The sequence below is a fragment of the Micromonospora sp. NPDC005291 genome (genome assembly GCF_040607415.1).
Classification (GTDB): Bacteria; Actinomycetota; Actinomycetes; order Mycobacteriales; family Micromonosporaceae; genus Micromonospora.
On record NZ_JBEXGR010000004.1, the window covers coordinates 253,387 to 277,689 of the forward strand.

22 protein-coding genes are annotated in these 24,303 nt (G+C 70.6%); 7 read left to right on the forward strand and 15 right to left on the reverse strand.

Translation table 11 applies throughout. From position 1 onward, the window contains the following. Positions 1-696, forward strand: a complete 696-nt coding sequence (locus ABZT18_RS07810; protein ID WP_354995470.1) for a permease prefix domain 1-containing protein — start codon at positions 1-3, stop codon at positions 694-696. A gap of 7 nt (positions 697-703) precedes the next feature. On the opposite strand, the gene ABZT18_RS07815 is transcribed toward ABZT18_RS07810, so the two are convergent. Then, positions 704-1,045 carry a helix-turn-helix transcriptional regulator gene (locus tag ABZT18_RS07815; protein ID WP_354995471.1) on the reverse strand — a complete coding sequence of 114 codons (342 nt, stop codon included), beginning with the start codon at positions 1,043-1,045 and terminating at the stop codon, positions 704-706. Between the two features lie 160 nt (positions 1,046-1,205). Here ABZT18_RS07815 and ABZT18_RS07820 point away from each other — a divergent pair, with 160 nt between their 5' ends. Next, the gene (locus ABZT18_RS07820; protein WP_354995472.1) at positions 1,206-2,165 is read left to right on the forward strand and encodes a DNA primase; all 960 of its coding nucleotides are present in this window, start codon (positions 1,206-1,208) and stop codon (positions 2,163-2,165) included. A 38-nt stretch (positions 2,166-2,203) separates the two neighbouring features. Next, positions 2,204-4,591: a transposase gene (locus ABZT18_RS07825; protein ID WP_354995605.1), complete on the forward strand. Its 2,388-nt coding sequence runs from the start codon at positions 2,204-2,206 to the stop codon at positions 4,589-4,591. Positions 4,592-4,884: 293 nt separating this feature from the next. On the opposite strand, the gene ABZT18_RS07830 is transcribed toward ABZT18_RS07825, so the two are convergent. From ABZT18_RS07830 to ABZT18_RS07845, 4 genes are all read right to left on the reverse strand, one after another. Further along, a complete protein-coding gene (locus ABZT18_RS07830; protein WP_007455465.1) occupies positions 4,885-5,478 on the reverse strand; it encodes an ATP/GTP-binding protein in 594 nt (197 codons plus the stop codon). A gap of 1 nt (position 5,479) precedes the next feature. Further along, complete coding sequence (locus tag ABZT18_RS07835; protein ID WP_354995473.1) at positions 5,480-5,857, reverse strand: DUF742 domain-containing protein; 378 nt, start codon at positions 5,855-5,857, stop codon at positions 5,480-5,482. A gap of 98 nt (positions 5,858-5,955) precedes the next feature. Then, on the reverse strand, positions 5,956-6,360 hold the full coding sequence (locus ABZT18_RS07840; RefSeq protein ID WP_030329023.1) for a roadblock/LC7 domain-containing protein: 405 nt from the start codon (positions 6,358-6,360) through the stop codon (positions 5,956-5,958). Beyond that, a complete protein-coding gene (locus tag ABZT18_RS07845) occupies positions 6,357-9,953 on the reverse strand; it encodes a nitrate- and nitrite sensing domain-containing protein (RefSeq protein ID WP_354995474.1) in 3,597 nt (1,198 codons plus the stop codon). Before ABZT18_RS07845 ends, ABZT18_RS07840 begins: the two co-directional genes overlap by 4 nt. A 503-nt stretch (positions 9,954-10,456) precedes the next feature. Between ABZT18_RS07845 and ABZT18_RS07850 the strand changes: the two genes are divergently transcribed. Then, positions 10,457-10,750: a hypothetical protein gene (locus ABZT18_RS07850; protein ID WP_354995475.1), complete on the forward strand. Its 294-nt coding sequence runs from the start codon at positions 10,457-10,459 to the stop codon at positions 10,748-10,750. Positions 10,751-10,755: 5 nt separating this feature from the next. On the opposite strand, the gene ABZT18_RS07855 is transcribed toward ABZT18_RS07850, so the two are convergent. After that, on the reverse strand, positions 10,756-11,829 hold the full coding sequence (locus tag ABZT18_RS07855; protein WP_354995476.1) for an adenosine deaminase: 1,074 nt from the start codon (positions 11,827-11,829) through the stop codon (positions 10,756-10,758). A 111-nt stretch (positions 11,830-11,940) separates the two neighbouring features. Between ABZT18_RS07855 and ABZT18_RS07860 the strand changes: the two genes are divergently transcribed. Further along, positions 11,941-12,426 carry a MarR family transcriptional regulator gene (locus ABZT18_RS07860; RefSeq protein WP_354995477.1) on the forward strand — a complete coding sequence of 162 codons (486 nt, stop codon included), beginning with the start codon at positions 11,941-11,943 and terminating at the stop codon, positions 12,424-12,426. Position 12,427: 1 nt separating this feature from the next. Beyond that, on the forward strand, positions 12,428-13,282 hold the full coding sequence (locus ABZT18_RS07865) for a putative RNA methyltransferase (RefSeq protein WP_354995478.1): 855 nt from the start codon (positions 12,428-12,430) through the stop codon (positions 13,280-13,282). A gap of 34 nt (positions 13,283-13,316) precedes the next feature. Here ABZT18_RS07865 and ABZT18_RS07870 read toward each other — a convergent pair whose 3' ends face one another. The 3 genes from ABZT18_RS07870 to ABZT18_RS07880 all read right to left on the reverse strand — a co-directional run bounded on the left by ABZT18_RS07870 (position 13,317) and on the right by ABZT18_RS07880 (position 16,187). Continuing rightward, positions 13,317-13,997: a DUF4272 domain-containing protein gene (locus ABZT18_RS07870; RefSeq protein WP_354995479.1), complete on the reverse strand. Its 681-nt coding sequence runs from the start codon at positions 13,995-13,997 to the stop codon at positions 13,317-13,319. A 111-nt stretch (positions 13,998-14,108) separates the two neighbouring features. Further along, positions 14,109-15,389 carry a thymidine phosphorylase gene (locus tag ABZT18_RS07875; RefSeq protein WP_354995480.1) on the reverse strand — a complete coding sequence of 427 codons (1,281 nt, stop codon included), beginning with the start codon at positions 15,387-15,389 and terminating at the stop codon, positions 14,109-14,111. Positions 15,390-15,482: 93 nt separating this feature from the next. Further along, entirely contained in the window at positions 15,483-16,187 is a 705-nt protein-coding gene (locus tag ABZT18_RS07880) for a cytidine deaminase (RefSeq protein ID WP_354995481.1), read from the reverse strand. A 304-nt stretch (positions 16,188-16,491) separates the two neighbouring features. Here ABZT18_RS07880 and ABZT18_RS07885 point away from each other — a divergent pair, with 304 nt between their 5' ends. After that, a complete protein-coding gene (locus ABZT18_RS07885; RefSeq protein ID WP_354995482.1) occupies positions 16,492-16,968 on the forward strand; it encodes a nitroreductase/quinone reductase family protein in 477 nt (158 codons plus the stop codon). 63 nt (positions 16,969-17,031) lie between these two features. Here ABZT18_RS07885 and ABZT18_RS07890 read toward each other — a convergent pair whose 3' ends face one another. From ABZT18_RS07890 to ABZT18_RS07915, 6 genes are all read right to left on the reverse strand, one after another. Beyond that, complete coding sequence (locus ABZT18_RS07890; RefSeq protein WP_354995483.1) at positions 17,032-18,312, reverse strand: ABC transporter permease; 1,281 nt, start codon at positions 18,310-18,312, stop codon at positions 17,032-17,034. Positions 18,313-18,315: 3 nt separating this feature from the next. Next, complete coding sequence (locus tag ABZT18_RS07895) at positions 18,316-19,683, reverse strand: ABC transporter permease (protein ID WP_354995484.1); 1,368 nt, start codon at positions 19,681-19,683, stop codon at positions 18,316-18,318. A 156-nt stretch (positions 19,684-19,839) separates the two neighbouring features. Continuing rightward, positions 19,840-21,447 carry an ABC transporter ATP-binding protein gene (locus tag ABZT18_RS07900; protein WP_354995606.1) on the reverse strand — a complete coding sequence of 536 codons (1,608 nt, stop codon included), beginning with the start codon at positions 21,445-21,447 and terminating at the stop codon, positions 19,840-19,842. Positions 21,448-21,642: 195 nt separating this feature from the next. After that, positions 21,643-22,710: a BMP family ABC transporter substrate-binding protein gene (locus ABZT18_RS07905; protein WP_354995607.1), complete on the reverse strand. Its 1,068-nt coding sequence runs from the start codon at positions 22,708-22,710 to the stop codon at positions 21,643-21,645. 277 nt (positions 22,711-22,987) lie between these two features. After that, positions 22,988-23,329, reverse strand: a complete 342-nt coding sequence (locus tag ABZT18_RS07910) for a hypothetical protein (RefSeq protein ID WP_354995485.1) — start codon at positions 23,327-23,329, stop codon at positions 22,988-22,990. 67 nt (positions 23,330-23,396) lie between these two features. After that, entirely contained in the window at positions 23,397-24,212 is an 816-nt protein-coding gene (locus tag ABZT18_RS07915) for a sugar ABC transporter permease (RefSeq protein WP_354995608.1), read from the reverse strand. Between the last annotated feature and the right edge of the window lie 91 nt (positions 24,213-24,303).

Genomic DNA, 24,303 nt, shown 5'->3' on the forward strand with positions numbered 1-24,303 from the left:
ATGCCGCGCTGTGAGGACGTGTTGATCGACGAGCACCTGCGGGAGTTGGCCGCCCGCTTGCAGGGGCCGGCGCGGCTCAAGTCCGACCTGCTGACCGAGGCCCGGCACGGGCTGCTGGACGCCGTCGAGGCGTACCGCGAGCACGGTGTGCCACCCACCGAGGCCCAGCGCCGGGCGGTGGTCGAGTTCGGCTCGCCGGCGCAGTTGCTCCCCTCCTGGCAGGCCGAGCTGGCGGTGGGCGCCCTGCGCGGCCTCTCCCTGCGGATGCTGGCGATCGCCGGCGTGGGGGTGGTCGCCGGCGACCTGACCTGGCAGGGGTCGAGCTGGAGCGGCGGTCCCCGCCCGCCGGCCGTCTACCTGCTGCTCTCCACGTCGGTCGAGTGGATCTGGATGGGTTCGCTGCTGCTCGCGGTGGCCGGTCTGCTGGTCGTCGCGGCGAGCGCCCGTTCGCCACGGCCGAGCCTGGCCGTGGCGCAACGCGCGGTGGGCACCGGCCTGACCGGCATGCTGGGCCTCGGCATGCTGACCGGCTGCGCCCTCTTCACCTGGTCACTCAACCTCTGGGACGCGGCGTTGCGCTGGCCGCCAATGATCATCGGCGCGGTGCTGGTGGGCGGCGCCTACTTTTCGCTGACCCGCGCGGCGCGCGGCTGGCTGCTGGCCGCCCATCGCCCCCTGACCCGCGTCGCCCGCTGACCCTGGCTCAGGCTGGCGTCGGCGGTGGGTTGCCCGGGTCGAGGAACCGGCCGACGGTCAGTTGGAACTCGTGCCAACCGGCGCGCTCCCCGGCCAGTGCCCGCCGGCCGGAGTCGGTGAGTTCGTACGTCCGCCGTTCCCGGCCGTTGACGGTGCTCCAGGTGCTCGCCACGTGCTCGGCGCGTTCCAGGCGACGGAGCGCCGGATAGATGGTGCCGGTGGGCAGATCGAGACTGCCGCCGCTGCGCGCACGCAACGCCTCGATGATGGCGTAGCCGTGCAGCGCGCCCTGTTCGAGCACGGCGAGCAGTAGAGCGTCGAGATGGCCGTGCAGCGCCTGGGCCTTCATGCGTAGCTACGCTACTTGTCGAAGGGCCGGCCCGCCACCGACGGCCACCAGCAGGTCGTACCCGCGCGCCAACCGACCACCGGGGTGCGGGCATCGGTCACCCAGGGCCGCCGACTAGGGTATGTGCCCAGAGTCACTCGCCGGTCAGAGACCCCGGCGGGTGGGCAACCCGAAGCACACGGAGGTCAGCGTGGCCCGCCAGTCGCCCCAACGGCCCGACGCCGACGAGCCCGAGCTCGACGACACCACCGGCGCGGCCGAGCCAGATGAGGCCGAGGAGACCGATCACGCGTCGGCTTCGGTCGACCGTTCGCTCTGGGACGAGCTGCGCATCGACCCGGTGGAGATCGCCCTGCCCTCCGGCACCGGCTTCACGCTGCGGGCGTACCGGCCGGCCAGCTCGTTGACTCCGACCGACGTGACCGAGCGCGACCTGGACGACCCGTTCCTCGCCCGCCGTCAGGTGATCGAAGAGGAGGACGACGAGGCCGTCGTCATCCTCGACGAGGAGCTGGCCGAGGAGTTCACCGACGGCGACGAGGATGAGTCGACGCGCCGCCGCCGCGACGGCGCCGCCGACAGCGAGGCGGATGACGACGAGGCGGACGAGGACGCCACGGACGAGGCGGACGACGAGGAGGTGCCGGTCTTCCTCACCAACCGGGGCAAGCTCCTGCTGTTCAAGAGCCCCGAGTCGTTGGTCAGTTTCATCCGATCTGGTGCGCCCAACGACCTGTCCCAACTGGACAGCTGGAATGAATTGTCCGAACGGGTGGAGCCGGCAGATATCGCGCCCCTCGACGAGGACACCTACGAGCTGGACCTGGTCGTGGAGAACCTGCGCGGCGGGCACGACGCCTGGGATTCGACCCTGCTGATCGAGGCCGGCGAGATCGCTCGTGACCTCTCGTACGCATTGCGGCTGCCTGCGGTACTCGACATGCTCTCCGCCGGCTCCAGCCTCGACGACCTGGACGAGGCGCTGCGTTCCACCGCCAACGGCGGGATCGGCGCCTTCATGGGTCGGCGGCGGTTGAAGAAGATCGGGGCACAGACCGCGAGTTTGGGTTGGCGCACCATTGTCGGCAAGATCTCTGCGGTGGTGGACTGGCGCGACTGACCCGTACCGGGGAGCATCAGTTGCTGGCAGAGGAAGACCTGTCCCGGGAGGAGGACGACGCCGTGGCGCTCGTGCGCGTTTACTGCGGTCTGGCCTCGGCGGATCCAGCTGACCGACCGGCCTCCGCCGGTTCGACGCTGACGTCCGCTGTGGTCGACGACGCAGGCCGTCTGCTGCATGTCTGCGAGATCAGCGATGACGCCGCTGGCTACGCCCAGCTCGTCGTGCTGCTCGTGGAGCGGTCGGGCGGGCCGAGCGGTGCGGCCATCGCCGCCGACAGCGACGACCACACGGTCACGTCGCTGTTGAGCGCGGCGGGTCGGCCTCTGGCGATCGCCGACGACGACTTGGTGGACGACTTCGCCGAGCGGTTCGCCGATGACGACTCGCTGGAGGAGATGCAGTCCCCTCCGGCCGAACGACGGGCCGTCGGCCTGGCCCGCGCGTTGCAGGCGGGCGCACTCTCCGCGGTCACTCTGCCGGCACCCCGGGACCTCGCCGGCTACAAGCAGGTGCTCGCCGCGCACGCCGCTCTGGCGAGTGGTCGACACTCCGCCGCCGTGGCGCTGCGCGAGGTCCTGCGTGAGCTCTACCCGGCGGCGCTGCGCGCGTACCCGGATCCGGCCGAGCCGGTCTCTCTGGCGGTGCTGGACGCGCTGCCGGAGCCGGGCATGCTCGGCGGCACCGTCGCCCGGGGCCGCGAGGTGTCGGTCGCGGCGGATGCCATCGCCGCGCACCTCGCCGCCGACGGCGTCGCCGACGCCGAAGAGATCAACGAAGCGGTCACCGCCCTGCGGGTCGCCATCTCCGAGACGCCGCGCCGCGCTGCGGTGAACCGGGCGCTCACGTCCGCGGTGGCCGAGACGGTCCGCCAGGCCGTCGCCTCCGTGCGGGCCTGCGACGCGGGGTGTGAGGCGCTGGTCAGCGCGCTCAGCTCACGGGTCAGCACGCCTGCCCAGGCGCCCGGCCGCCGTGCCGCTGCCCGCCGCGGCGAGTCGGTCGGCGAGCTGAGCGGTCTGGCCGGCAACGGGTTGCGGTCGGTCCGGCCCACCCCGCCCGCCGTCGACCCCGTACCCGCCCTCGGGCGGCGCAGCCGACCCGAGCCGATCCCGGGTAACGCACCGCTGGCGTCGCCCCGCCCACTCGGGCCGCCACCGGTCGCCCCGGCTCCTGTCACGCCGCCCCCGGTCGCACCCGCGCCGATGGCCCCGGCAGCAATGGCTGGTCTGCCGGCGTCCACGCTGCCAGGGCGCACCGAGCCGCTCCCCAGCCGGATCGACGGTCCGACCAACCGACCGGTCTCCTCACCGCCGCCCCCGCCGCCCGGGATCACCCCGATCGCACCGACACAGCGCGGCATGGTGCCCCCAGCCGAGGCCGGTGAGCCGTTCCGGCCGACGCTGACCACCGCCGCGATCAACAACGCACGGGCCGAGCGGCAGCGTACGGTCATCCCGCCCCGCCCCAAGACCAACGGCGAGCCCCGGCCGAGCCACCTGCAACGCCCGGTCGACGAGCCACCCACCGGCGGGTTCAGCGCCACCGATCTCAGCATTCCGGTGCCGACCCCCCGGCCTGGTCAGGAGTCCGCACCTCCCGGCTCCCGTGCCAACTGGCCGTTGGTCAACAACCCGGACGACCCGGCCGACAGCTCGCCGAACAACCCGGTCGCCTACTCGTACGGCGGCAGCCGTGGCATCGATGCCCCGACCGACCCGGGCCGGGCCGACGGTCGGGTCACCCCGCCCTGGTTGGCGGACGACCTGCCGCAGGAACCACCCATGCTGCGGCTGGTGGAGCCACCGCCACTGGCTGACCGGGCGCTGCGCGAGGGGCTCAACCCGCCCGTCGACCCGCACCTGGAGACGCCGCCGCTGCGGTTGGTCGACCGGGAGCAGGCCGCTCGCGGCGGCCGGCTGCCCTCCCGTTCCGACCGCCCCGCCGAGCACCGGCCTGCGCCCCCGGTGGAGCACCGGCCGCCTCCGGTCGCCGACGAGGGCGACGGTGATCTGCTGATCTTCGCGCAGGCCAAGTCGGCGTGGTTCGTCGGGCAGGCCGAGGAGACCGACCTGGAATGGTCGACCACGGCCGACACCGGCTGGCAGGCCGCCGAGCAGGCCGCCCGCCCCGCGGTGGGCGCCGAGACCAACGCCGGGCTGCCGAAGCGGGTGCCCCAGGCCAACCTGGTCCCCGGTTCTCCGCTTCGCGAGGAGCGTCCATTGCGGATAGTGCGTGATGCGGCGAGTCTCGCGGAGAACACCACCGGCTACTTCCGCGGCTGGCGTCGCGGACAGGAGATCGGCGGTTTCGCGGTGGGTGGTCGGCCCGGTCGCGAGGCAGCCGGTGGCTGGGACTTCAGCCGCGACCACGGCGACCGCGACGACGACCGGGAATACGAGTACCGCTCCGCCGGCTACCAGTCCTGACCGTCACCTCTCTTCCATACGCGATTGCGCCCTCAGTCAGCTGACTGAGGGCGCAATCGCGTATGCAGGAAAGACCCCCCGACACGAAAAAGCCGCCTTCCACAGGTCGTGGAAGGCTGCGGGGCTGCGGGGCTGCGGGGCTGCGGGGCTGCGGGGCTGCGGGGCTGCGGGGCTGCGGGGCTGCGGGGCTGCGGGCAGGCTCGTCGGACAGACGAGTCCGCGCGGTGGCACCGCGGGACAGCATGCAGCGCCCGGTGGCGGCCGGAGCCACCACCGGGCGTGAAGCGTCCCGATCAGGCCGGGGCGACGGCGCGCGTACGGCGCATGGTGAGCACGTACTCGACCAGCGAGATCAGCACGTGCTTCGTCGACTCCCGGTTACGGGCGTCACAGGCCACCACCGGCACGTCGCTCGAGATCGCCAAGGCGTCCCGAACGTCCTGCGGGTCGTGGTACTGCATCCCGTCGAAGCAGTTGATCGCCACCAGGTACGGCAGGCGTCGGTGCTCGAAGAAGTCGATCGCCGCGAAGCAGTCGGCCAGCCGGCGAGTGTCCACCAGCACGACCGCACCGATGGCACCCCGCACCAGTTCGTCCCACATGAACCAGAAACGGGTCTGACCCGGCGTACCGAACAGGTACAGAATCAGGTCACGGTCGATCGAGATCCGGCCGAAGTCCATGGCCACCGTGGTCGTCGTCTTGCCCGGCACCTGCCGGGTGTCGTCGACGCCCACGCCGGCGGAGGTCATGATGGCCTCGGTGGTCAGCGGCGTGATCTCCGAGACCGAGCCGACCAGCGTCGTCTTACCGACGCCGAATCCACCGGCGATAACGATCTTCGCCGACGTCACGCGCCCACTCGGGTTCGGCGGGCGGTGCGACATGTCAGAGCCTGCGAAGTCCACTCAGCACCCTCTCCAGCAGTTCAGTGCCCACCGCGTCGTCGGAGTCGTCCAGGATGGTCGGCTCATGGACCGCGACCAGGCCGTCCGTCGCCATGTCGGCGATGAGCACCCGGGCCACACCGAGCGGGAGCTGCAGCCGCGCCGCGATCTCTGCGAGCGATTGCACGCGTCCGTCACACAGCGCGGCGATGTACTGGTGTTCGCGGCCCTGGCCGCCGTTGCCATTGGCAGCGGCCCGACCGCGCACCGTCGTCTCGACGAGCGCTTCCAGCGCGATGTCGAGCCGGGGACGGGTACGACCACGGGTCACGGCGTATGGACGGACCAACGCTCCGGTCGGTTCGTCACGATCGGCCATCTCGCCGCTCACCTCCTTCGTACCCGCTACCGGCTCCCACCGGTGAAGCCCGTCGTTGTCGTCGTTGCAGTAGTGCCGACCTCACGATCGGCGCGGCGTCAGCCCAGCATGCCCGCAGCCGCACGCGGCTGCGGGGTCAGCGCGTCGCCCACCCGGTCGACCAGCAGCGCCATCTCGTAGCCGACCTGGCCGACATCGGAGCTGCGGGCTGCCAGCACGGCGAAGGACGAGCCGTCCGAGATGGACATCAGGAACAGGAAGCCATTGTCCATCTCCACGACGGTCTGCAACACCGCGCCTCCCTCGAAGCAGCGGGCTGCCCCCTGGGTCAGGCTGACCAGACCCGATGAGATCGCGGCGAGCTGGTCGGCTCGGTCCCGCGGCAGGTCCCGTGACGACGCGAGGAGTAGGCCGTCCGCCGAGACGGCGACCGCATGCGCGACACCGGGCACCCGGTCGGCGAAGTTGGCCAGCAGCCAACCAAGATCCTGCGTAGTTGTCATCCTTCTTGCTCCTTCTGCCCGCTCCCGGCCACCGGGCCTGAGCCAGACTGCGAGGATTTCCCTCCCGGAGTTGCCTCCGGGCTGGTCGGGTTGTCCGAGGTGCTACGCCCTCGCTGCACGCCCCGGTGGTAGGCGGAGAGCAGGCCACGGACCGCCTCCGGGGAACGCCGCTGGACCGAAGTGGTGGGCTTTTCTACCGCACCCGGCACCAGCTGCGCCATCGGCTTGCGCTTCGGCAGACCGGTCGTGGTGGTCTCGCTCACCGGCGCCGCGCCAGCCGCTGCCGAAGCAGCACGCCAGCCGTCGTCGGCAGCGGTCTGCCAGCCGTTGGTCTGCGATTGGGGCCGGCGGTTCGGCAGGCTCTCGGCGAGTTTGGGGCGAGCGCCCTCGTTCGCTGTGGAGCCGTTGTCCCGCGGCGCTCCTCCGACCGTCGGAGTGTCTGCCATCGGTGTGTTACCTGTCGTCCCGGGTGGTGTCTTGTGGACTGTCCGACCGGTGGCCTCGACCGTGGCGAACTGCTGGGTCGCGGTGTCGCCGTTCGTCGCCGGTGGGGCACCGGCCGCGGCCTCCTCCGAACCCGGGCGGCGGGTACGGAACCAGGCTGACTCGAGCTCCCGGAAGATCGGCAGCTCCATCGTCTCGTCCGCGTACCGCTGACGGTTCTGCGCCTGTGGCTGCTGCGGCGCGGGCCGGCTCTGCGGAGCCGGAGCCGAGGGCTGGGGCTGGGCTGCGGCGGCCGGCTGCTCGCCGGGTCGCGGTACCCGCGGCAGCTCCGTCGTCATGTCCAGAGCGGCGGCGAGCCGCTCAGGCACCGGCGGAGTCGCCGCATCCCGGTCGCCACCCGGCACCGGCGGCCAGGCCGGTGGTGCGGGGGCGCTGGGCGCCTGCGCGGGCGGGGCGGATCGGGGCGCGAACCCGCTGAACGACTGGCTGGAGGCGGGCGGCGCCGAGTAGGGCTGCCCCGAATACGGCAGACCGGACGCCGGCGAGGCCGACACCGGGGCCGCGGACACCGGCGGACCGGCGTACGGCTGCCCGGAGGCCGGGGCGGCGGAAACCGGCGGACCGCCGTACGGCGCACCCGAGTACGGCTGCCCGGAGTACGGCTGACCCGAGTACGGCTGCCCGGAGGCTGGCGACGCGGAGACCGGCGCGCCGGAGTAGGGCTGCGCGGAGACCGGCGGCGCAGAGTACGGATGCGCCTCCGGGCTGCTCGGCAACTGCCGAGGAATGGACGGCTGCTGGCCGGCGCTCGTGGTGTCGTCCCCGGCGCGGCGCTGCGGCAGCGGGTCGATCGGCTGGCCGTTGGCCGGCCGCGGGGTGAACCCGTCGCCGCCGTTGACGCCGTTCGTCCCTGCCGCGCCGGTCAGATCGGACCAGGCCGGCATCGAGCGGTACATCCCGGTGTTGGCGGGGGTGCCGGCACCGTTGCGCGACGCGGGGTCGAATGGGCGACCGCCGAGGGTCACCTGGTTGCCGGACTCGCTCGGACGAGGGCCGTTGCCCAGCGCGGGCAGCGCGCCGAAGGCCGGCGCGGGCCCACCGTGCTGAGGGCCGCCGACCGCGGGCAGGGCCGGGGGCTGCTGCACCCGACCGGAGAGCGCCCGGGGCACCAGCACCGAGGTGGGCAGGGTCACGTCGGCGACCGTGCCACGGTCGACGCCGGGGCGCAGCTCCACCCGGACACCGTGCCGGGACGCCAGCCGGGCGACCACGACCAGGCCCATCATCCGGGACACGGCCACGTCCACCTGCGGCGGCGTCGCGAGCCGCTCGTTGAGGTCGTGCAACTGCTCGGCACTGATGCCGATACCGCGGTCCTCGACGTAGAGCGAGGAGCGGTCGCCGACCCGGCGGGCCTCGACCATCACCTGCGAGTCGGGCGGGGAGAACGCGGTGGCGTTGTCGAACAGCTCGGCGATGAGGTGCACCAGGTCGTTGACCGCGTGCGCGGACACCTCGATGTCGCGGTCGATGACCCCGAACTCGATCCGGGTGTAGTGCTCGACTTCGGACTGTGCGGCGCGCAGCACGTCGATGAGCGCGGCCGGCTCACGCTGCACGCGGGTGGAGTCGGCACCGGCGAGCACCAGCAGGTTTTCGTCGTTGCGGCGCATCCGGGTGGCCAGGTGGTCGAGCTGGAACAGCTCGGCCAGCCGGTCCGGGTCCTCTTCGCCGCGTTCCAGCCGGTCGAGGTGCCCGATGAGGCGGTCGACCAGGATCTGCGAACGGCGGGCCAGGTTGACGAACATGGTCGCGACGGAGGCGCGCAGTGCCGCCTGCTCGGCGGCCGTGCGGACGGCCTCCAGGTGAACGGCGTTGAACGCCTCGGTCACCTGGCCGAACTCGTCCTTACTGCGGACCGGCAGAGGCTCGGCGATCTGGTTGGCCAGCTGCACCGGGGAGAGCTGCCCGACGACCTGCGGGTCACGCAGCCGTGCCACCGCCTGGGGTAGGCCGTACTGGGCGACGGAGAGGGCACCCTGCCGCAGCTCACGGAGTGAGCGGGCCATCGAGCGGGCGACCAGGTACGCGAAGAGGATGGCCAGCAGCAGCATGCTGAGCAGCAGGCCGGTCTCCAGGAACACCTGGCGCTGAACGTCCGAGCGGACGTTGTCGGCCTCGGCGACCACATCAGCGTCGAGCTTCGTCTCAACGGTGCGGATCAGCTTGGCGTTGGCCGTCATGGCGGCCTCCCACTGGTCCGGTTTGAACGGCGCATCGCGCATGTCGCCGGTGGTGTTGCCGTCGATCCAGCCCGTGTAGTTCGCTGCCTCCCGCCGGTCGCCGCCCGCAACCGTCTGGTCGTGGAACTTCGCGTCATCGGGGGTGGCGACTGCCTTGAAGCTCTGCAGCGCCTGGTCCTGGCCGGTGCCACTGGCGATGTAGTCGGTGCGCAGCGCCGGAGTCAGGCGCTTTCCACCCTTCACGCCCAGCGCGCGGTGCACGACGACCCGGCGTGCGGCGAGGAACTCCTTCTCCCGGGCGACCGCCGCGGCGGCGCGCATCCGGTCGCTCAGGTCGTTGTCGCCGGCGAGCTGGGTGGCCGAGTCACGGATGGCGAGCAGGTCACTGATCAGACCCTCGTACTGCTGGATGGTCTCGGTGAGCGCGAGCTTGCCGTTGAACACCTGGCTGCGGATGCCCGGCAGGTCCTTGAGGTTCTGGTCGATGCCGTCGAGCAGACCGTTGAGGCTGCTCGGCAGATCTTCGATTTCGGCTCGCTGCTGCCGGTAGGGGCCCGTGTCCTGGTCTACCCGGGAGTTCACCCGGTTGTAGGCCTCCTGGTACTGCGCCGTCGGCTGCGTCCCGTCCGCACCCAGCAGCAGCACGGCGGCGGTCCGCTCGTCCTGCAGGCTGTCGACCAGGTCACCTGAGTAGCTCGACAGGTTGGCCAGGTCGCCGGCTCGGTTGGCATTGTTGAGCGTCTCCACGTGGTCGACAAGACCACTGGTGCCCACCACGACCGTGGCGATGGTCGGCACGATCATGATGAGACCGAGCTTGGACCAGATCGGCATGTCCCGGAGCCGGCTGGCCGGCCGGCGCAGCCGCGACAGGAAGGAGCCCGCCGTCTTTGGCCGTTTGCTCACGTCACCGCCCTCGCGATTACAGCTTCAGCGCGTTGCCCCGGGCAACGCCCAGCGTCCGACCCGGGCGGGTCGGACCCCCGAGATTCCATCACGCCGGTCGGCAAGAAGAAAGCCCAGGTTGTCACCTACCGAAGGTGTGATGAGATGTTGATGCGATTTGATAGCAGTCCGTCTGGCCGGAGTAACTGAAGGTAATGAAACATCCGCACCGCGTTGTCCTGCTCGCGGGCCCTTCTGGGTCCGGAAAGTCATACATAGCGCAGCAAACCGGGTTACCGGTGCTCTGCTTGGACGACTTCTACAAAAACGGCGATGACCCTACGTTGCCCCGACGAAACGGCCAGGTGGATTGGGAATCGCCGCAGTCCTGGGATGCCCCGACCGCGGTGGAAACCATTGCCCGCGTAGCTCGTGAGGGGCGGGCCGATGTGCCGGTTTATGCGATCGGCGCAGATCGACGTGTGGCCACCCGGCCATTCGATGTCGCCGGATCGCCACTTTTCGTGGCCGAAGGGATTTTCGCCGCCGAGATCGTCGAGGAGTGCCGTCGTCGAGGACTGCTCGCCGGGGCGTACGCGCTGCGTCGACCGCGTGGCGCGACCTTCCTGCGCCGGCTGGCCCGCGACCTGGCTGAGCAGCGCAAGGCGCCCCGGGTGCTGGTCCAGCGCGGCGTGGCGCTACTCCGGGCCGAGCCCGCGGTGCTGCGTCGGCAGACCGGTCTGGGCGCGGAGGCGGCGCGCGCCCGGGAGGTGCTGCGCCGGGTGGCCGGCCTGCTCGCCGGCCACCCACACGGCTGAGGAGGTCAGGCCAGCAGCTTGGCGTACGCCGGCTTGATCACCTCATCGATGATGCGCAGCCGCTCGTCGAACGGGATGAAGGCGCTCTTCATCGCGTTGATGGTGAACCACTGCAACTCCTTCCAGCCGTAGCCGAACGTCTCGACCAGCAGCGACATCTCCCGCGACATGGAGGTGCCGCTCATCAGCCGGTTGTCGGTGTTGACGGTGACCCGGAACCGCAGGTCCCGCAGCAGGCCGATCGGGTGGTCCACGATCGAGGCGACCGCACCGGTCTGCACGTTCGACGAGGGGCACAGCTCCAGGGGGATCCGCTTGTCCCGCACGTACGCGGCGAGCCGGCCGAGCGCGCCGTCGGGGGCGATGTCGTCGACGATCCGCACCCCGTGGCCGAGGCGGTCCGCCCCGCACCACTGGATCGCCTGCCAGATCGACGGCAGACCGAACGCCTCGCCGGCGTGGATGGTGAAGTGGAAGTTCTCCCGTTGCAGGTACTCGAAGGCGTCCAGGTGCCGCGTGGGCGGGAAGCCCGCCTCGGCACCGGCGATGTCGAAGCCGACCACGCCGGAGTCCCGGTGCCGCACGGCCAGCTCGGCGATCTCCTGGGAGCGGGCGGCGTGCCGCATCGCGGTGAGCAGCGTGCCCACCCGGATGCTCAGGCCCGCCTCGACAGCCTGGGCGGTGCCCTCGGCGAACCCGGCCAGCACCGCCTCGACCACCTCGTCGAGGCTCAGGTCCCGCTCCAGGTGCTGCTCCGGGGCAAAGCGCACCTCGGCGTAGACCACCCCGTCGGCGGCCAGGTCCAGTGCGCACTCGCGGGCCACCCGGCGCAGCGCCGGCCCGGTCTGCATGACCGCCACGGTGTGCGCGAACGTCTCAAGGTAACGCTCCAGGGAGCCGGAGTCGGCGGCGTCCGCGAACCAGCGCCCGAGTGCCTCCGGATCGGTGGTGGGCAGCTCGTGGCCCACCTCCGCGGCCAGCTCGACGATCGTCGCCGGCCGCAGCCCGCCGTCGAGGTGGTCGTGCAGCAACGCCTTCGGAACCTTGACGATGTCCTCGTACCGGATAGTTGCGACCATGCTCAGACCCTAGTCAGCCTGCCCCGGCTGGCCGAGCCAGCCCGCTCATCCGGGCCAGCCGCGCCGAGGGGCAGATCGATGACGTGTCAACCAAACGGCTAGACTCGGGGCGTGGGCGCACAGTGGCTGGATGAGCGGGAGGACCGCGCCTGGCGGGGTTACCGCCGGATGCGTCGGCTGCTCGACCTGGAGTTGGCCCGGGAGCTGACCCAGGACGCCGGCCTGTCCGAGGCCGACTACGACGTGCTCTCCGACCTTTCCGAGACACCGCAGGGGCGGCTGCGCCTGCGGGAGCTGGCAGACCGGATGCTCTGGTCACGCAGCAGGCTCTCCCACCACCTGACCCGCATGCAGCAGCGCGGCCTGGTGACCCGGGAGGAGTGCGCCGACGACGCCCGTGGCTCGATCATCGCGCTCACCCCGGCCGGTCGACAGGCCATCGAGTCCGCCGCCCCCGGCCACGTGGCCGCCGTCCGCCGGCATCTCATCGATCTACTCACCCCGGCCGAGGTCGAGGCGCTCGGCGCGCTCACCCACCGGGTGGTCGACCACCTCGGCGACCGGGCGCCCCGCCCGCGGCACGACCCGGCGGCCTGACGTGGACCCACGCATCCTGGAACGGCTGCGCTGCCCGGCCTGTGGTGAGCCGCTGAGCGAGGCGACCGCCGGCACCACCCGCGCGCTGCGCTGCCCCCGCCGGCACAGCTTCGACATCGCCCGCCAGGGTTACGTCAACCTGCTCGCCGGTCGCGCCCCGCACGTCGGGGACACCGCCGAGATGGTCGCCGCCCGGGCGGACTTCCAGGCCGCCGGGCACTACGACCTCGTCTCGAATGCCCTCGCCGACGCCGCGACGCAGGCCGCGGCGAACTTCGGGGCGTACCCCCTCGTGGTGGATGCCGGTGCCGGCACCGGCCGGTACCTCGGCGCGGTGCTGGCGGCGTTGCCGGACGCGGTGGGTCTGGCCCTGGACGTGTCCAAGCCGGCGCTGCGCCGCGCGGCCCGCGTGCATCCCCGGGCCGCCGCGGCGCTCGCCGACACCTGGCAGCGGCTACCGCTCGCGGACGCGTCGACCGCCGTACTGCTGAACGTCTTCGCCCCGCGCAACGGCCCGGAGTTCCACCGGGTGCTCGACCCGGCCGGCACGCTGCTGGTGGTCACACCCGACACCGACCACCTCGCCGAGTTGGTGGATGCCCTCGATCTGCTGCGGGTCGACCCGGACAAGGCCGACCGGGTGACCGGCAGCCTGGGCGGGCACTTCACGCCGGTCAGCTCGGCGGTGCACCGGGCGGAGCTGGCCCTGACCAGGGCGGAGGCCGCCACCCTGGTCGGGATGGGCCCGAGCGCCTGGCACACCGACCCGGGCGCCCTAGCCGCCCGGCTGGCCGCGCTGCCCGAGCCCGTCCGGGTGACCGTGGCGGTCCGGCTGGACGCGTACCGACCCCGCTGAGCTCAGGCCCCGCTGAGCTCAGGCTCCGCTGAGCTCAGGTGGAGAGGTCGACCTCTTCCCAGCCGGGCGGCTCGTCGTGGTACGGCCCGCGCAGGATCACCGCCCACTCCAGAGCCCAGCGCCGCTGCCCGATCGCGTTCGCGTCGACCAGACCCGGCGCCCGCCGGCCGCTGCGCTCGGTCTCCAGATACGCCCAGTCCAGGCAGTAGTGCAGGTCGAGCAGGGCGGCCGCGTCGGCCGGGTGCTGCGGCGCCGTGAGGATCCGGGACCGCCAGCGCGGAAACGTCTCCCCCTCGGCGATGTGCGGCAGCCGCTCGACCAGCCGCTCGTCGACGGCCAGGGTGGGGTCGAGCTGCTTGGTCAAGCCGAGCACCCAGGCCAGCGCGAAGAGAGCGTCGTGGTGCAGCACGAAGGAGCGGTGGTCGCCCTTGCCGCCCATGACGAACTGCCACTCCGGCGGGGTGACCATCTCGACCAGGTGCGAGCCGAGCAACCAGCTCATCGCCGCCTGTGGGGGCATCCCGAAGCAGCGGGCCAGGATCAGGTGCAGCACGGCGATCCGCGCCTCGATCTCCGCCGTGGGGCGCAGCTCGATCTTGTCGCCCGGCTCCCAGACGAGCGGAAACTGGGCCGGCGGCAGCGGCAGGCCGAGCCGGGACAGCTCGTCCAGGCTCGCCTCACGCACCTGACGTGGGTCGGGGGCAGCAACGGTCACAGGGCAACTTCCTGTCTGTTCGCGCCGACTCAAGGCCGGTTGTCCCCCCTTGGCCTGCGACAATAGCGCTCCCAGGTGACCGGCACCACGCCCACCCCGACCGCCGTTCGATCAGCCGATGCGCTCGATGACCAACGGCGTCGTCGCCGAAGCGGTCGGCGCGATCCGTACCGCGTTGGCGGCCTCGGCCAGCGCCGCCGGAATCCGCGTCGCGTCCTCGGCACGCAGCTCGTAGAGGGGGTCACCGGCCCGCACCGCGTCGCCCGGCCGCCTGTGCAACACCACACCGGCCGGCACGCTGACCGGGTCCTCCTTGCGCGCCCGACCCGCGCCGAGCCGCCACGCCGCAACCCCCATGGCGTACGCGTCGATGGCCGCGACGTGCCCGTCCTGCTCGGCACGGACCACCTCGATTTCGGCGGCCTCCGGCATCGGCGCGTCCGGGTCGCCACCCTGCGCCCGGATCATCGCCCGCCAGGAGTCCATCGCCCGGCCGTCGCGCAGCGCCGCCGCCGGATCGGCGTCCGGCAGACCGGCGGCGTCGAGCATCTCCCGGGCCAGGGCCAGCGTCAGCTCCACCACGTCGGCCGGCCCACCACCGGCCAGCACCTCGACCGACTCGGTCACCTCGACCGCGTTGCCGATCGCCAGGCCGAGCGGGGTGGACATGTCGGTGAGCAGGGCGACCGTCCGAACACCGTGCGCGCCGCCCAGCTCGACCATGGTGCGAGCCAGCTCGCGCGCCTGGTCGACGGACTTCATGAAGGCACCCGAGCCGACCTTGACGTCGAGGACGAGCGCGCCGGTGCCCTCGGCGATCTTCTTGCTCATGATCGAGCTGGCGATCAACGGGATCGCCTCCACGGTGCCGGTCACGTCGCGCAGCGCGTACAGCTTGCGGTCGGCGGGGGCGAGCCCGGCGCCGGCCGCGCAGATCACCGCGCCGACCTCGTCCAACTGGGCGATGAACTCGTCGTTGCCCACCGCGGCCCGCCAGCCCGGGATGGACTCCAACTTGTCCAGCGTGCCGCCGGTGTGCCCGAGACCACGGCCGCTCAGCTGCGGTACGGCTGCGCCGCACGCCGCCACCAGCGGGGTGAGCGGCAGAGTGATCTTGTCGCCGACGCCGCCGGTGGAGTGCTTGTCGACCGTCGGCCGGCGTACCGCCGAGAGGTCCAGCCGCTCACCACTGGCGATCATCGCGGCGGTCCACCGGGCGATCTCCGGCCCGGTCATGCCGTTGAGCAGAATCGCCATCGCCAGGGCGGACATCTGCTCGTCGGCGACAACCCCCCGGGTGTACGCGTCGACCACCCAGTCGATCTGCGCGTCCGACAGCACACCCCCGTCCCGCTTGACCCGAATGACGTCAACAGCCGCAAAACCACTCATCAGAAGATCTTTTCTAGTCGTATGACAGATGCCGGACCACAACCGTGACTGACGTACGGCCGGGCCCACGACGGGGCCGGGGCGCAACCACAATCAGGACCAGCGAACAGGGATCTCCATCGGCGGCTCACCCTCGCCGGCCCAGAAGATCGTGCCGGTCGCGTCCACCACGACCACCCGGGGCGATCGGGCCAGGCCCCAGGTGATCGCCTCGGCCGGATCGTCCCAGCTCGGGGCCTCCTCCAGCACCCCGGTCTCGGCGCCGGCGTCGTCTCCGGCCGACCGTTCCCAGTACGCGGTCCAGACCTGCTGACCGGCGGACATGTCCGGGTGCACGAAGACCGTGCCGCGCCCCCGCCAGGCGGCCAGCCGCTCCGGAACAACCGGCACCGGCGTCTCGCCGGTCACGGCTTCCAGGTCCTCCACGCCGAAGGCGTGCGGCAGCAGCTCGGCCATCCGCAGCGGACGGGTCCTGCTCTCGATCAGGCACTCCGGCCCGCCGTGCTCCCAGAGCAACTGCCGGCAGCGGCCACACGGCATCAACGGCTCACCGGTGGCGTCGACGCAGGAGAGCGCGACGAGCCGACCGCCGCCGGTGGCGTGCAGGCTGGAGATCACGCCGCACTCGGCGCAGAGCGTCACGCCGTACGCCGCGTTCTCCACGTTGCAGCCAACCACCACGCGGCCGTCGTCGACCAGCGCGGCCGCGCCGACCGGGAACGTCGAGTACGGCGCGTACGCGTGCCGCATCGCGTCGGTGGCGGCAGCGCGCAACCGCGCCCAGTCAATGTCGGTCATGCCATCATTCTGCCGAAGTAGGCCAGGTCAGAAGCGGGCAGGGCCGGGTCCACGGGCAGGCGCAGCCGCGCCGGGCTTGAGCCCGACTCATCGGCCACGCCACCGCAGCGGTAGGCGGCGGTCAGTCACCACCACAGTCGGAGGCAACGCCGAGGATGACTGCTCGGGGTGAAAGGGACGTTCGACCCTGCATCTCCCGCTCGGGATGGCCAACCCTGAAGCCGAGGAGGACACCTGCCACCGAGGGGAAGATGTGATGGCGAAGTTGGGGAGTTGGCCGTTATCCGCGAACACTCTTCGTCGGATGTACGCGGGGGGCCGCGGTAATGCGGCGGCCCGCAGGTTCGCCCGGCTGTGGGCGGCCGTGTACAGCGCTGGCCTGCACCCGAGGCGCTGGGTGACACTCGAGGTCGTGGGACGCCGCACCGGTCGGATCACCCGGTTCCCGCTGGGTATGGCCGACTGGCAGGGCGACTGGTATCTGGTGCCGATGCTGGGCGAGAGCTGCAACTGGGTCCGAAACGTGCGCGCGGCCGACGGCCTGGTGACCATTCGGCACGGGCGTGCCCGGGTCTGCCGCCTGGTCGAGGTGCCGGTCGACGAGCGTGCACCGATCCTCAAGCGGTATCTGGCGACGGTCCCCGGAGCCCGACCGCACCTCCCCGTCGACCGGCACGCGCCCCTGTCCGAGTTCGCGGCAATCGCGGCACAGTACCCCGCGTTCCGTGTCGAGACGGCACCCGTGAGCAGTCCGAACAGCGGTGGCGAAAGGCCAGCGTGATCATGATGGCTGGCGCGGACCTCGCTGTGCCCGACGGGAGCCCCGCCGGGCACAGCTCGGGCGTCAGCCCTTGATGTACGGCTTGCCGTCGGCGGCCGGTGCCCGGACCCTGCCGACCAGCCCGGCGACCGCCAGGATCGTCGCCAGGTAGGGCAGCATGGCCAGGAACTGGCTGGGGATCGCGCTGTTGATCGCCCCGAGATAGGTGGCGAGCTGGTCGGCGAAGCCGAAGAACAGCGCGGCGAGCAGCGCGCCGGTCGGGTTCCACCGGCCGAAGATCAGCGCGGCCAGTGCGATGAAGCCCTTACCGCCGATCATGTTCTTGGTGAACGAGTAGAGCGCCAGCGTGTAGGACGCGCCGCCGATACCGGCGACCACCCCGGCCAGCAGCACGTTGCGGTAGCGCACCCGCAGCACCTTGACCCCGAGCGTGTCGGCGGCGATCGGGTGCTCACCGACCGAGCGGGTACGCAGCCCCCACCGCGTGCGGAACAGCGCGATGTGGATCACCAGCACCAGGAGCAGGCCGAGGTAGAGGAAGATGTTGCCGCGGAACAGCGCCGGGCCGAGCACCGGGATGTCCTTGAGCAGTGGGATCTCCCAGTTACCGAAGCGGGGCGCGCTGTTGTACCTCGCCGCGTCGGTCTGCATCAGCCGCTCGTAGAGGAAGCCGGTGACACCGACCGCGAGCAGGTTCAGCACGATGCCGATGACCACCTGGTCAACCAGGTAGCGGATGGCGAAGACGGCCAGCAGCAGCGAGATGAACGCGCCGCCGAGGGCGGCGGCGACCAGGCCCACCCAGACGCTGCCGGAGATGCTGCCGAAGAGCGCGCCGCTGAACGCGCCCATCAGCAGCTGCCCCTCGATGGCCACGTTGACCACACCGGAACGCTCACAGAGCACACCGGCCAGCGCGCCGAAGATCAGCGGCAGAGCCAGGATGAAGGTGCCCCGGATGATGTTGACCAGGGGCATGAAGTTCTGCCCGGTCGGCGCGGCGGAAACCTGCCAGCAGAGGAAGGAGAGCACGAAGCCGACCAGCCCGACGCCGAGCACGGGAAGGAACCACCGCTTCGGCACCCCGGCGAGCAGGGCCGCACCGGCGGCGATCGCGATGATCCCGAACAGGATCGAGCCGATCGTGCCGTTGATCTCCAGCGCGGCGCCGGCCGCGTCATCGCTGAGCGTGAATCGGGCCTGCTGTTCGGTGGCGAGTGCGCCGAAGAGCACCGCCGACAGCAGGCCGAGCGCGAGCAGCACGAGGCCGACCTTGCGGTTCCGGGTCCAGAAGCCCTGGTCGACCGCGGCGACCGCCACGTCGGGGACAGCCATGGTGGACATGAGTTACCAGCCCTTCGCCAGGCTCGTCTGCAACCGGGCTGCCCGTGCAGCCCGGAGCTGGAAGATCGCCTTCACCAGGGCGGGCGCGGCGATGAAGATGACGATCAGCGCCTGGAGCACCGTGACCAGCTCCAGCGAGATCCCCGAGTACGACTGCATCCGGTTGCCGCCAGCCTGGAGCGCCCCGAACAGCAGCGCGGCCAGCAACACCCCCCACGGCCTCACCCGTCCGAGGAGTGCCACCAGGATGCCGTCGAAGCCGATCTGCGCGACCACCAGCGGGGTCAACGCGCTGGCGGTGGAGCCGAGCACCATGTTCGAGCCGCCGAGACCGGCCAGGATCCCGGCGAAGACCATGATCAGGATGTACGTCCGGGTGACGCTGATGCCGGCGGTGCGGGCGGCGTCCGGGTTGGCGCCGACCGCGCGCAGCTCGAAGCCGAGCGTGGAACGGTTGAGCAGCCAGGCGACCGCCCAGGTGGCCAGCACGGCGAGCAGGATGCCCGCGTGCACCCGCAGGTTGTCGCCGAGCAGTCGGGGCAGCTGCGCGGAGGTGTCGACCGCCTTGCTGATCGCGTCGGTGCGGGTGGGGTCCTGCACGCCGTTCTGCACGATGAGCCAGGTCAGGAAGTACGTGGCCACGTAGTTGAGCATGATTGTGTTGATCACCTCGTGGGCCCCGGCGCGAGCCTTGAGGATGCCGGGGATGAAGCCCCACATCGCGCCGCCCAGAGCGCCGGCCAGCACTGCCACCAGCAGGTGCAGGCCGGGCGGCAGCGGCAGCAGGAAGCCGGCCAGCGCGGCGAAGATAACGCCCATGGTGGCCTGGCCCTGAGCGCCGATGTTGAACAGGCCGCCGCGGAAGGCCAGCGCCACCGACAGGCCGGTGAAGACCAGCGGCGCGGTGTAGGTGAGCGTCTCGGAGATCGGCGCGAGCACGGCCTCCCACCCGTTGGTGCCGTTCAGCCAGCCGGAGAACGCCTCCGGGTCGAAGACCGAACCCTTGAACAGGTTCGCGTACGCCTCGCTGACCAGCGTCCAACTGGAATTGAGCGCGTCGGACGGGCGGGAGGTGATGTACGAGAAGGTAGAGAGCACGTCCGGATCAGAAATGATCATCAGAACCGCGCCGACCACGATCGCCAGCACCAGCGACAGCAGGGTCACCGTGAAGGTGTTGGCCGCCCAGAGGTTGTCCAGGAACATCCGGCCCAGGTTGGGCTCCGGCTCCGACTTTGGCTCCGGCGTCGAGCGGCCCGGCTCGGTTGCCAACTCGGCCCGTTCGGTGTTGCCGAGCGCGTTCTGCGCGGCCTGCGCCTCGCTCGCCGGTTCCTTGTCCGGCGAGCCGGACGGCGGGTTGGGGTCGCTCATGCCGTCACTCCGCTTCGCTGCGTGACGCCACGAGGCACCAACGCTCTGCAACGATGATTCGCTCGCTGACGCTTGCTCATGCCGTCACTCCGCTTCGCTGCGTGACGCCACGAGGCACCAACGCTCTGCAACGATGATTCGCTCGCTGACGCTCGCTCATGTCTCATCCTCGTTCGCGGAGCCTGCGTCGCTCGCCGGGCTCCCGTCGGTAGCCGTGCCGTCGGTCGACGCGGCGTCCGCACCGCGCTCGGGGACCGAGTCCGGGCTGATGCCGGCCATCAGCAGGCCGATCTCCTCGCGCGGGGTGTCCGGCCCGACGATGCCGATGATGCGGCCCCGGTACATCACCGCGATCCGGTCGGCCAGCCCGATCACCTCGTCGAGCTCGCTGGAGACCACCATGACGGCGGTGCCGACGTCCCGCTCGTGGATGATCCGGCTGTGGATGAACTCGATCGACCCGACGTCGACGCCGCGGGTCGGCTGGGCGGCGATGAAGAGCTTCAGCGGCCGGGACAGCTCACGGGCCACGATCACCTTCTGCTGGTTGCCGCCGGAGAGGGTGCCCACTGGCGCGTCGGCCGATGAGGTGCGGACGTCGAACTGCTCGATCCGCTCCTTCGCCGACGTCGCGATCGCGTCCGGCTTGAGCGCGAGCCCGGCGCCGAACGGCGGCCGGTCGTAGATGTCCAGCACGAGATTCTCCGCGACGCTGAACTCCTTGACCAGGCCGTCCACGCTGCGGTCCTCGGGCACGTAGCCGACGCCAGCGCGGAGCACCTTCTTGGTCTTCCAGCCGTCGATCCGGTCCCCGGCCAGGCTGACCGTGCCGGCGAGCACCGGGCGCAGGCCCATGATCGCCTCGATCAGCTCGGTCTGGCCGTTACCCTGCACGCCCGCCACGCCGAGCACCTCGCCCGCGCGCACGGTCAGGTCCACCCCGTCGACCGCGCGGATCTGCCGGTCGTCGTCGACGACGAGCCCGGTCACCTCCAGCACCGGGTCGCCCGGCGTGGCCGGGGACTTCTCCACGGTGAGCCGGACGTTGCGGCCGACCATCAGTGCGGCCAACTCGTCCCGGCTGGCCTCCGGCGAGGCGGTGCCGACGGTCTTGCCACGTCGGATCACGGTAATCCGGTCGGCGATGGCCTTGACCTCGCCGAGCTTGTGGGTGATGAAGACGATCGACTTGCCGGCCGCCTTGAGCGACCGCATGACCGTCAACAGCTCTTCGGTCTCCTGGGGGGTGAGCACGGCGGTCGGCTCGTCCAGGATGAGGAGGTCGACGTTGCGGGTGAGCGCCTTGACGATCTCGACGCGCTGCTGAATGCCGACCGGCAGGTCCTCGATCACCGCGTCCGGATCGACCTTCAGGTTGTAGCGCTCGGACACCTCGGTGACCTCGCGCTTGGCCCGGCGTCGGTCCAGGAAGCCGGCGATGCCGCCCCTGACCTGCTCGGCGCCGAGCATGATGTTCTCGGCCACGGTGAAGACCGGCACCAGCATGAAGTGCTGGTGCACCATGCCGATCCCGGCGGCGATCGCGTCCGACGGGCCCTTCAGCTTCAGCGGCTTGCCGTCGACCAGGATCTCGCCCTCGTCGGGCTGGTAGAGCCCGTAGAGGACGTTCATCAGGGTCGACTTGCCCGCGCCGTTCTCGCCGAGCAGGGCGTGAATCTCTCCAGGCTCCACCGTCAGATCGATGTGGTCGTTGGCGACCAGATCACCGAATCTCTTGGTGATGCCGCGCAGTTCGAGTCTCAGCGCAACCTCCTGGAGTGCGAGCGATGGTGCAGCGTAGCTGCCGTTGACCGAGCCGGACCGGCCCGGTCACCGTGGCGCGCGATCGGCCGCTCCGGCCCCACGGGTGGTTAACCCGCGGCGCCGGAGCGGCCGGATCGGTCGTACCTGTCCCCCGCCGACCCTTCCGATGATCTCATCGGGGAGGCCGGTCGGTCGTCACTTGGTCGGCTGGGCCTTCGAGGTGACGGTGATGGTGCCAGCGGCGATGTCCGCCTTGATCTTGTCGACCTCGGCCTTCAGCTCGGCCGGAACCTTGCTGTCGAAGTCGTGGTACGGGGCGATCGAGACACCGTTGTTGGCGAGGGTGCCGACGAAGCCCGGCTTGGCCGGCAACTTGTCGCCGGCGGCGGCCTTGACCACGGCCTCCTTGACGGCCTCCGGGATGTTCTTGACCACCGTGGTGATGATCGCGGAGCAGTCGGGGGTGCTCTCGCAGCCGTCGACGTCCACCCAGATGGTGTTGTACTTGCCGCCCGAGGCCTTGGCCGCGGCGGTGGTGCCGAGGCCGGCGCCGCCGGCGACCGGCATGATGATGTCCGCACCCTGGGCGACCAGCGCGTCGGAGACCTTCTTGCCCTCATCCTGCTTGGCGAAGTCGTTGGTGAAGGAACCCTTCTGGGTCTCCTTGTTCCAACCCAGCGCCTGGACGTTCTTGCCCTTGGTGGTGTTGTAGTACGTCACACCGTCGACGAAGCCGTCCATGAAGATCGTCACTGGCGGGATCGGCATAGCACCGTAGGTGCCCACCTTGCCGCTCTTGCTCATCCCAGCGGCCAGGTAGCCAGCCTGGAACGCGGCCTGCGCGGTGTCGAACTGCATCGGGTAGACGTTGGCGTCACCCGGGTCGGCGTCGACGATGCCGAACTCCTGGTTCGGGTTCGCCTTGGCGATCTTCGAGGTGGCGTTGGCCATCAGGCCACCGACCGCCAGGATGAAGTCGCACTTCTGGTTGACGTACTGCGTCAGGTTCGGCTCGTAGTCAGCCTCAGCCTTCGAGGCCACGAACTTGGTCTCGATGTTGCTGTTGGCGGCCTTGGCCTCCTCGAGGCCCTTCCAGGCTGAGGTGTTGAACGACTTGTCGTCGATGCCACCGACGTCGGTCACCATGCAGGCGCTGAACTTCTTGGCGCCGCTGCCGGCGTTGTTGTCATCATCGGGGGCCTCGCCACACGCGGCGGCGCTGAGCACGAGCCCACCCACCGCGAAGATCGAGGCGATCCGCATCCCACGCACCGAACGCAAGACGTCTCCTTCCCATTGCACACCGCGCCTAGTGCGGTGGCAGCCCATCAGCCGACCTGCGGTATGCCGCCGGCTGTCCCACGTTACGGACGGGAGCGTACGCCCGCGCCCACCCACCGGCCGACAATCGTGCACGACTGTTGAACGCCTGTTACCCGGGTGTAACCCTTGCGTGGGGCACATCACTCTTTGTGCTGCTAAGCAAGCGCCCAGGCGTCGCGAAAGTCCGTTTTCGGGGGGCCGCTCCCCCTCTCGGACGTTACCGCCAGAAGACCGCCACTGCTGCGTTGACCAGGGTCAAACCGGCGATCGTTAGGAAGTGGCCGCGGTTGACCGATTCCCGCTTCCGGGAGAAGAAGACCATGACGAAGATCAGCAGAGCGAGTACCAACTTCGTCACAAGCTTCGCCGGCTCCGGCTCGTCGCCATCGCGCAGCGGCGCGGAAAGCCCGATGCCGGTCAGCAAACCGATCACCGAGCCCCACAGCATGGCCTGGTTGATCCGTAGCGGGCCGCTGACGTACTGGGCGATCGTGCCGCCGAGCAGCAGGGCGAAGCCGATCAGATGGACATAGAGAAGAATCAGTCGCAGTGCTTCCACGCCGCCCATCCTCCCCTATCAACGACAGTTTGTAGTAGTGGGGTCGGCCGATCGGCGCGTCGCTGGCTCATCCCTTGACGGCGCCGCTGGTGAGGCCGGAGACGATGAAACGCTGGAGGAACTGGAACACCAGCACGGTGGGGATCGCGGTGAGCAGGGTACCGGCGGCGAAGATCCCGAAGTTGGTGTTCCGCTCAGCGCCCTGCAACATGCCTCGCATACCGACAGCGAGGGTCTTCGCGTCCGTGTCGGTGAGGAAGACGCTCGCCATCAGGAACTCGTTGATGGTGTTGATGAAGGCGAGCAGCCCGGTCACCGCGAGGATCGGCGCCACCAACGGCAGCAGGATCCGGAAGAAGACCTGGGCGTGCGACGCGCCGTCCATGGTGGCCGACTCGTCCAACTCCCGGGGCAGCGTGTCGAAGAAGCCCTTCATGAGCCAGGTGTTCACGCCCAGCGCGCCACCCATGTAGAGCAGCATCAGGCCCCACGGCGTGTTGAAGCCGATGGCTGGCCACAGGTCCGTGATGGCGCCGAAGATCAGGAAGATCGCCACGATCGCCAGGAACTGCGGGAACATCTGGATCAACAGCAGCGACAGCAACCCCACCCGTCGCCCCTGGAATCGCATCCGGGAGAAGGCGTACGCCGCGAGCGCCGAGAGGAAGACCGAGGCGAACGCGGCGCCACCGGCGATGAGCATCGAGTTCAGGAACCAGTTGGCGAATTCGGTGCGCGCGAACAGATCCCCGAAGTTCTCGAACGACACCCCGCCGGTCGGCACCAACTCGGTGGAGGACAGCGTGCCGAGCGGATTGAGCGCCGCCGAGACGACGAACACGAGCGGGAAGAGGCTGAACAGCACGCCGAGCAGGCCGACCACGTGCCGCCAGCCGACCTGGGCGAACCAACGGTTCCCCCGCCTCCCCGCGTTGCGGTCGACCGCCGTCGGGCGGCTCGCGCCGGTGAGTGTG

Excerpts from the sequence above, each read along its gene's own strand:
- ABZT18_RS07810 (WP_354995470.1), top strand. The coding sequence starts at position 1 with ATGCCGCGCTGTGAGGACGTGTTGATCGACGAGCACCTGCGGGAGTTG.
- ABZT18_RS07815 (WP_354995471.1), bottom strand. The coding sequence starts at position 1,045 with ATGAAGGCCCAGGCGCTGCACGGCCATCTCGACGCTCTACTGCTCGCC.
- ABZT18_RS07830 (WP_007455465.1), bottom strand. The coding sequence starts at position 5,478 with ATGTCGCACCGCCCGCCGAACCCGAGTGGGCGCGTGACGTCGGCGAAG.
- ABZT18_RS07835 (WP_354995473.1), bottom strand. The coding sequence starts at position 5,857 with ATGGCCGATCGTGACGAACCGACCGGAGCGTTGGTCCGTCCATACGCC.
- ABZT18_RS07840 (WP_030329023.1), bottom strand. The coding sequence starts at position 6,360 with ATGACAACTACGCAGGATCTTGGTTGGCTGCTGGCCAACTTCGCCGAC.
- ABZT18_RS07855 (WP_354995476.1), bottom strand. The coding sequence starts at position 11,829 with ATGGTCGCAACTATCCGGTACGAGGACATCGTCAAGGTTCCGAAGGCG.
- ABZT18_RS07875 (WP_354995480.1), bottom strand. The coding sequence starts at position 15,389 with ATGAGTGGTTTTGCGGCTGTTGACGTCATTCGGGTCAAGCGGGACGGG.
- ABZT18_RS07880 (WP_354995481.1), bottom strand. The coding sequence starts at position 16,187 with ATGACCGACATTGACTGGGCGCGGTTGCGCGCTGCCGCCACCGACGCG.
- ABZT18_RS07885 (WP_354995482.1), top strand. The coding sequence starts at position 16,492 with ATGTACGCGGGGGGCCGCGGTAATGCGGCGGCCCGCAGGTTCGCCCGG.
- ABZT18_RS07890 (WP_354995483.1), bottom strand. The coding sequence starts at position 18,312 with ATGTCCACCATGGCTGTCCCCGACGTGGCGGTCGCCGCGGTCGACCAG.
- ABZT18_RS07895 (WP_354995484.1), bottom strand. The coding sequence starts at position 19,683 with ATGAGCGACCCCAACCCGCCGTCCGGCTCGCCGGACAAGGAACCGGCG.
- ABZT18_RS07905 (WP_354995607.1), bottom strand. The coding sequence starts at position 22,710 with ATGCGGATCGCCTCGATCTTCGCGGTGGGTGGGCTCGTGCTCAGCGCC.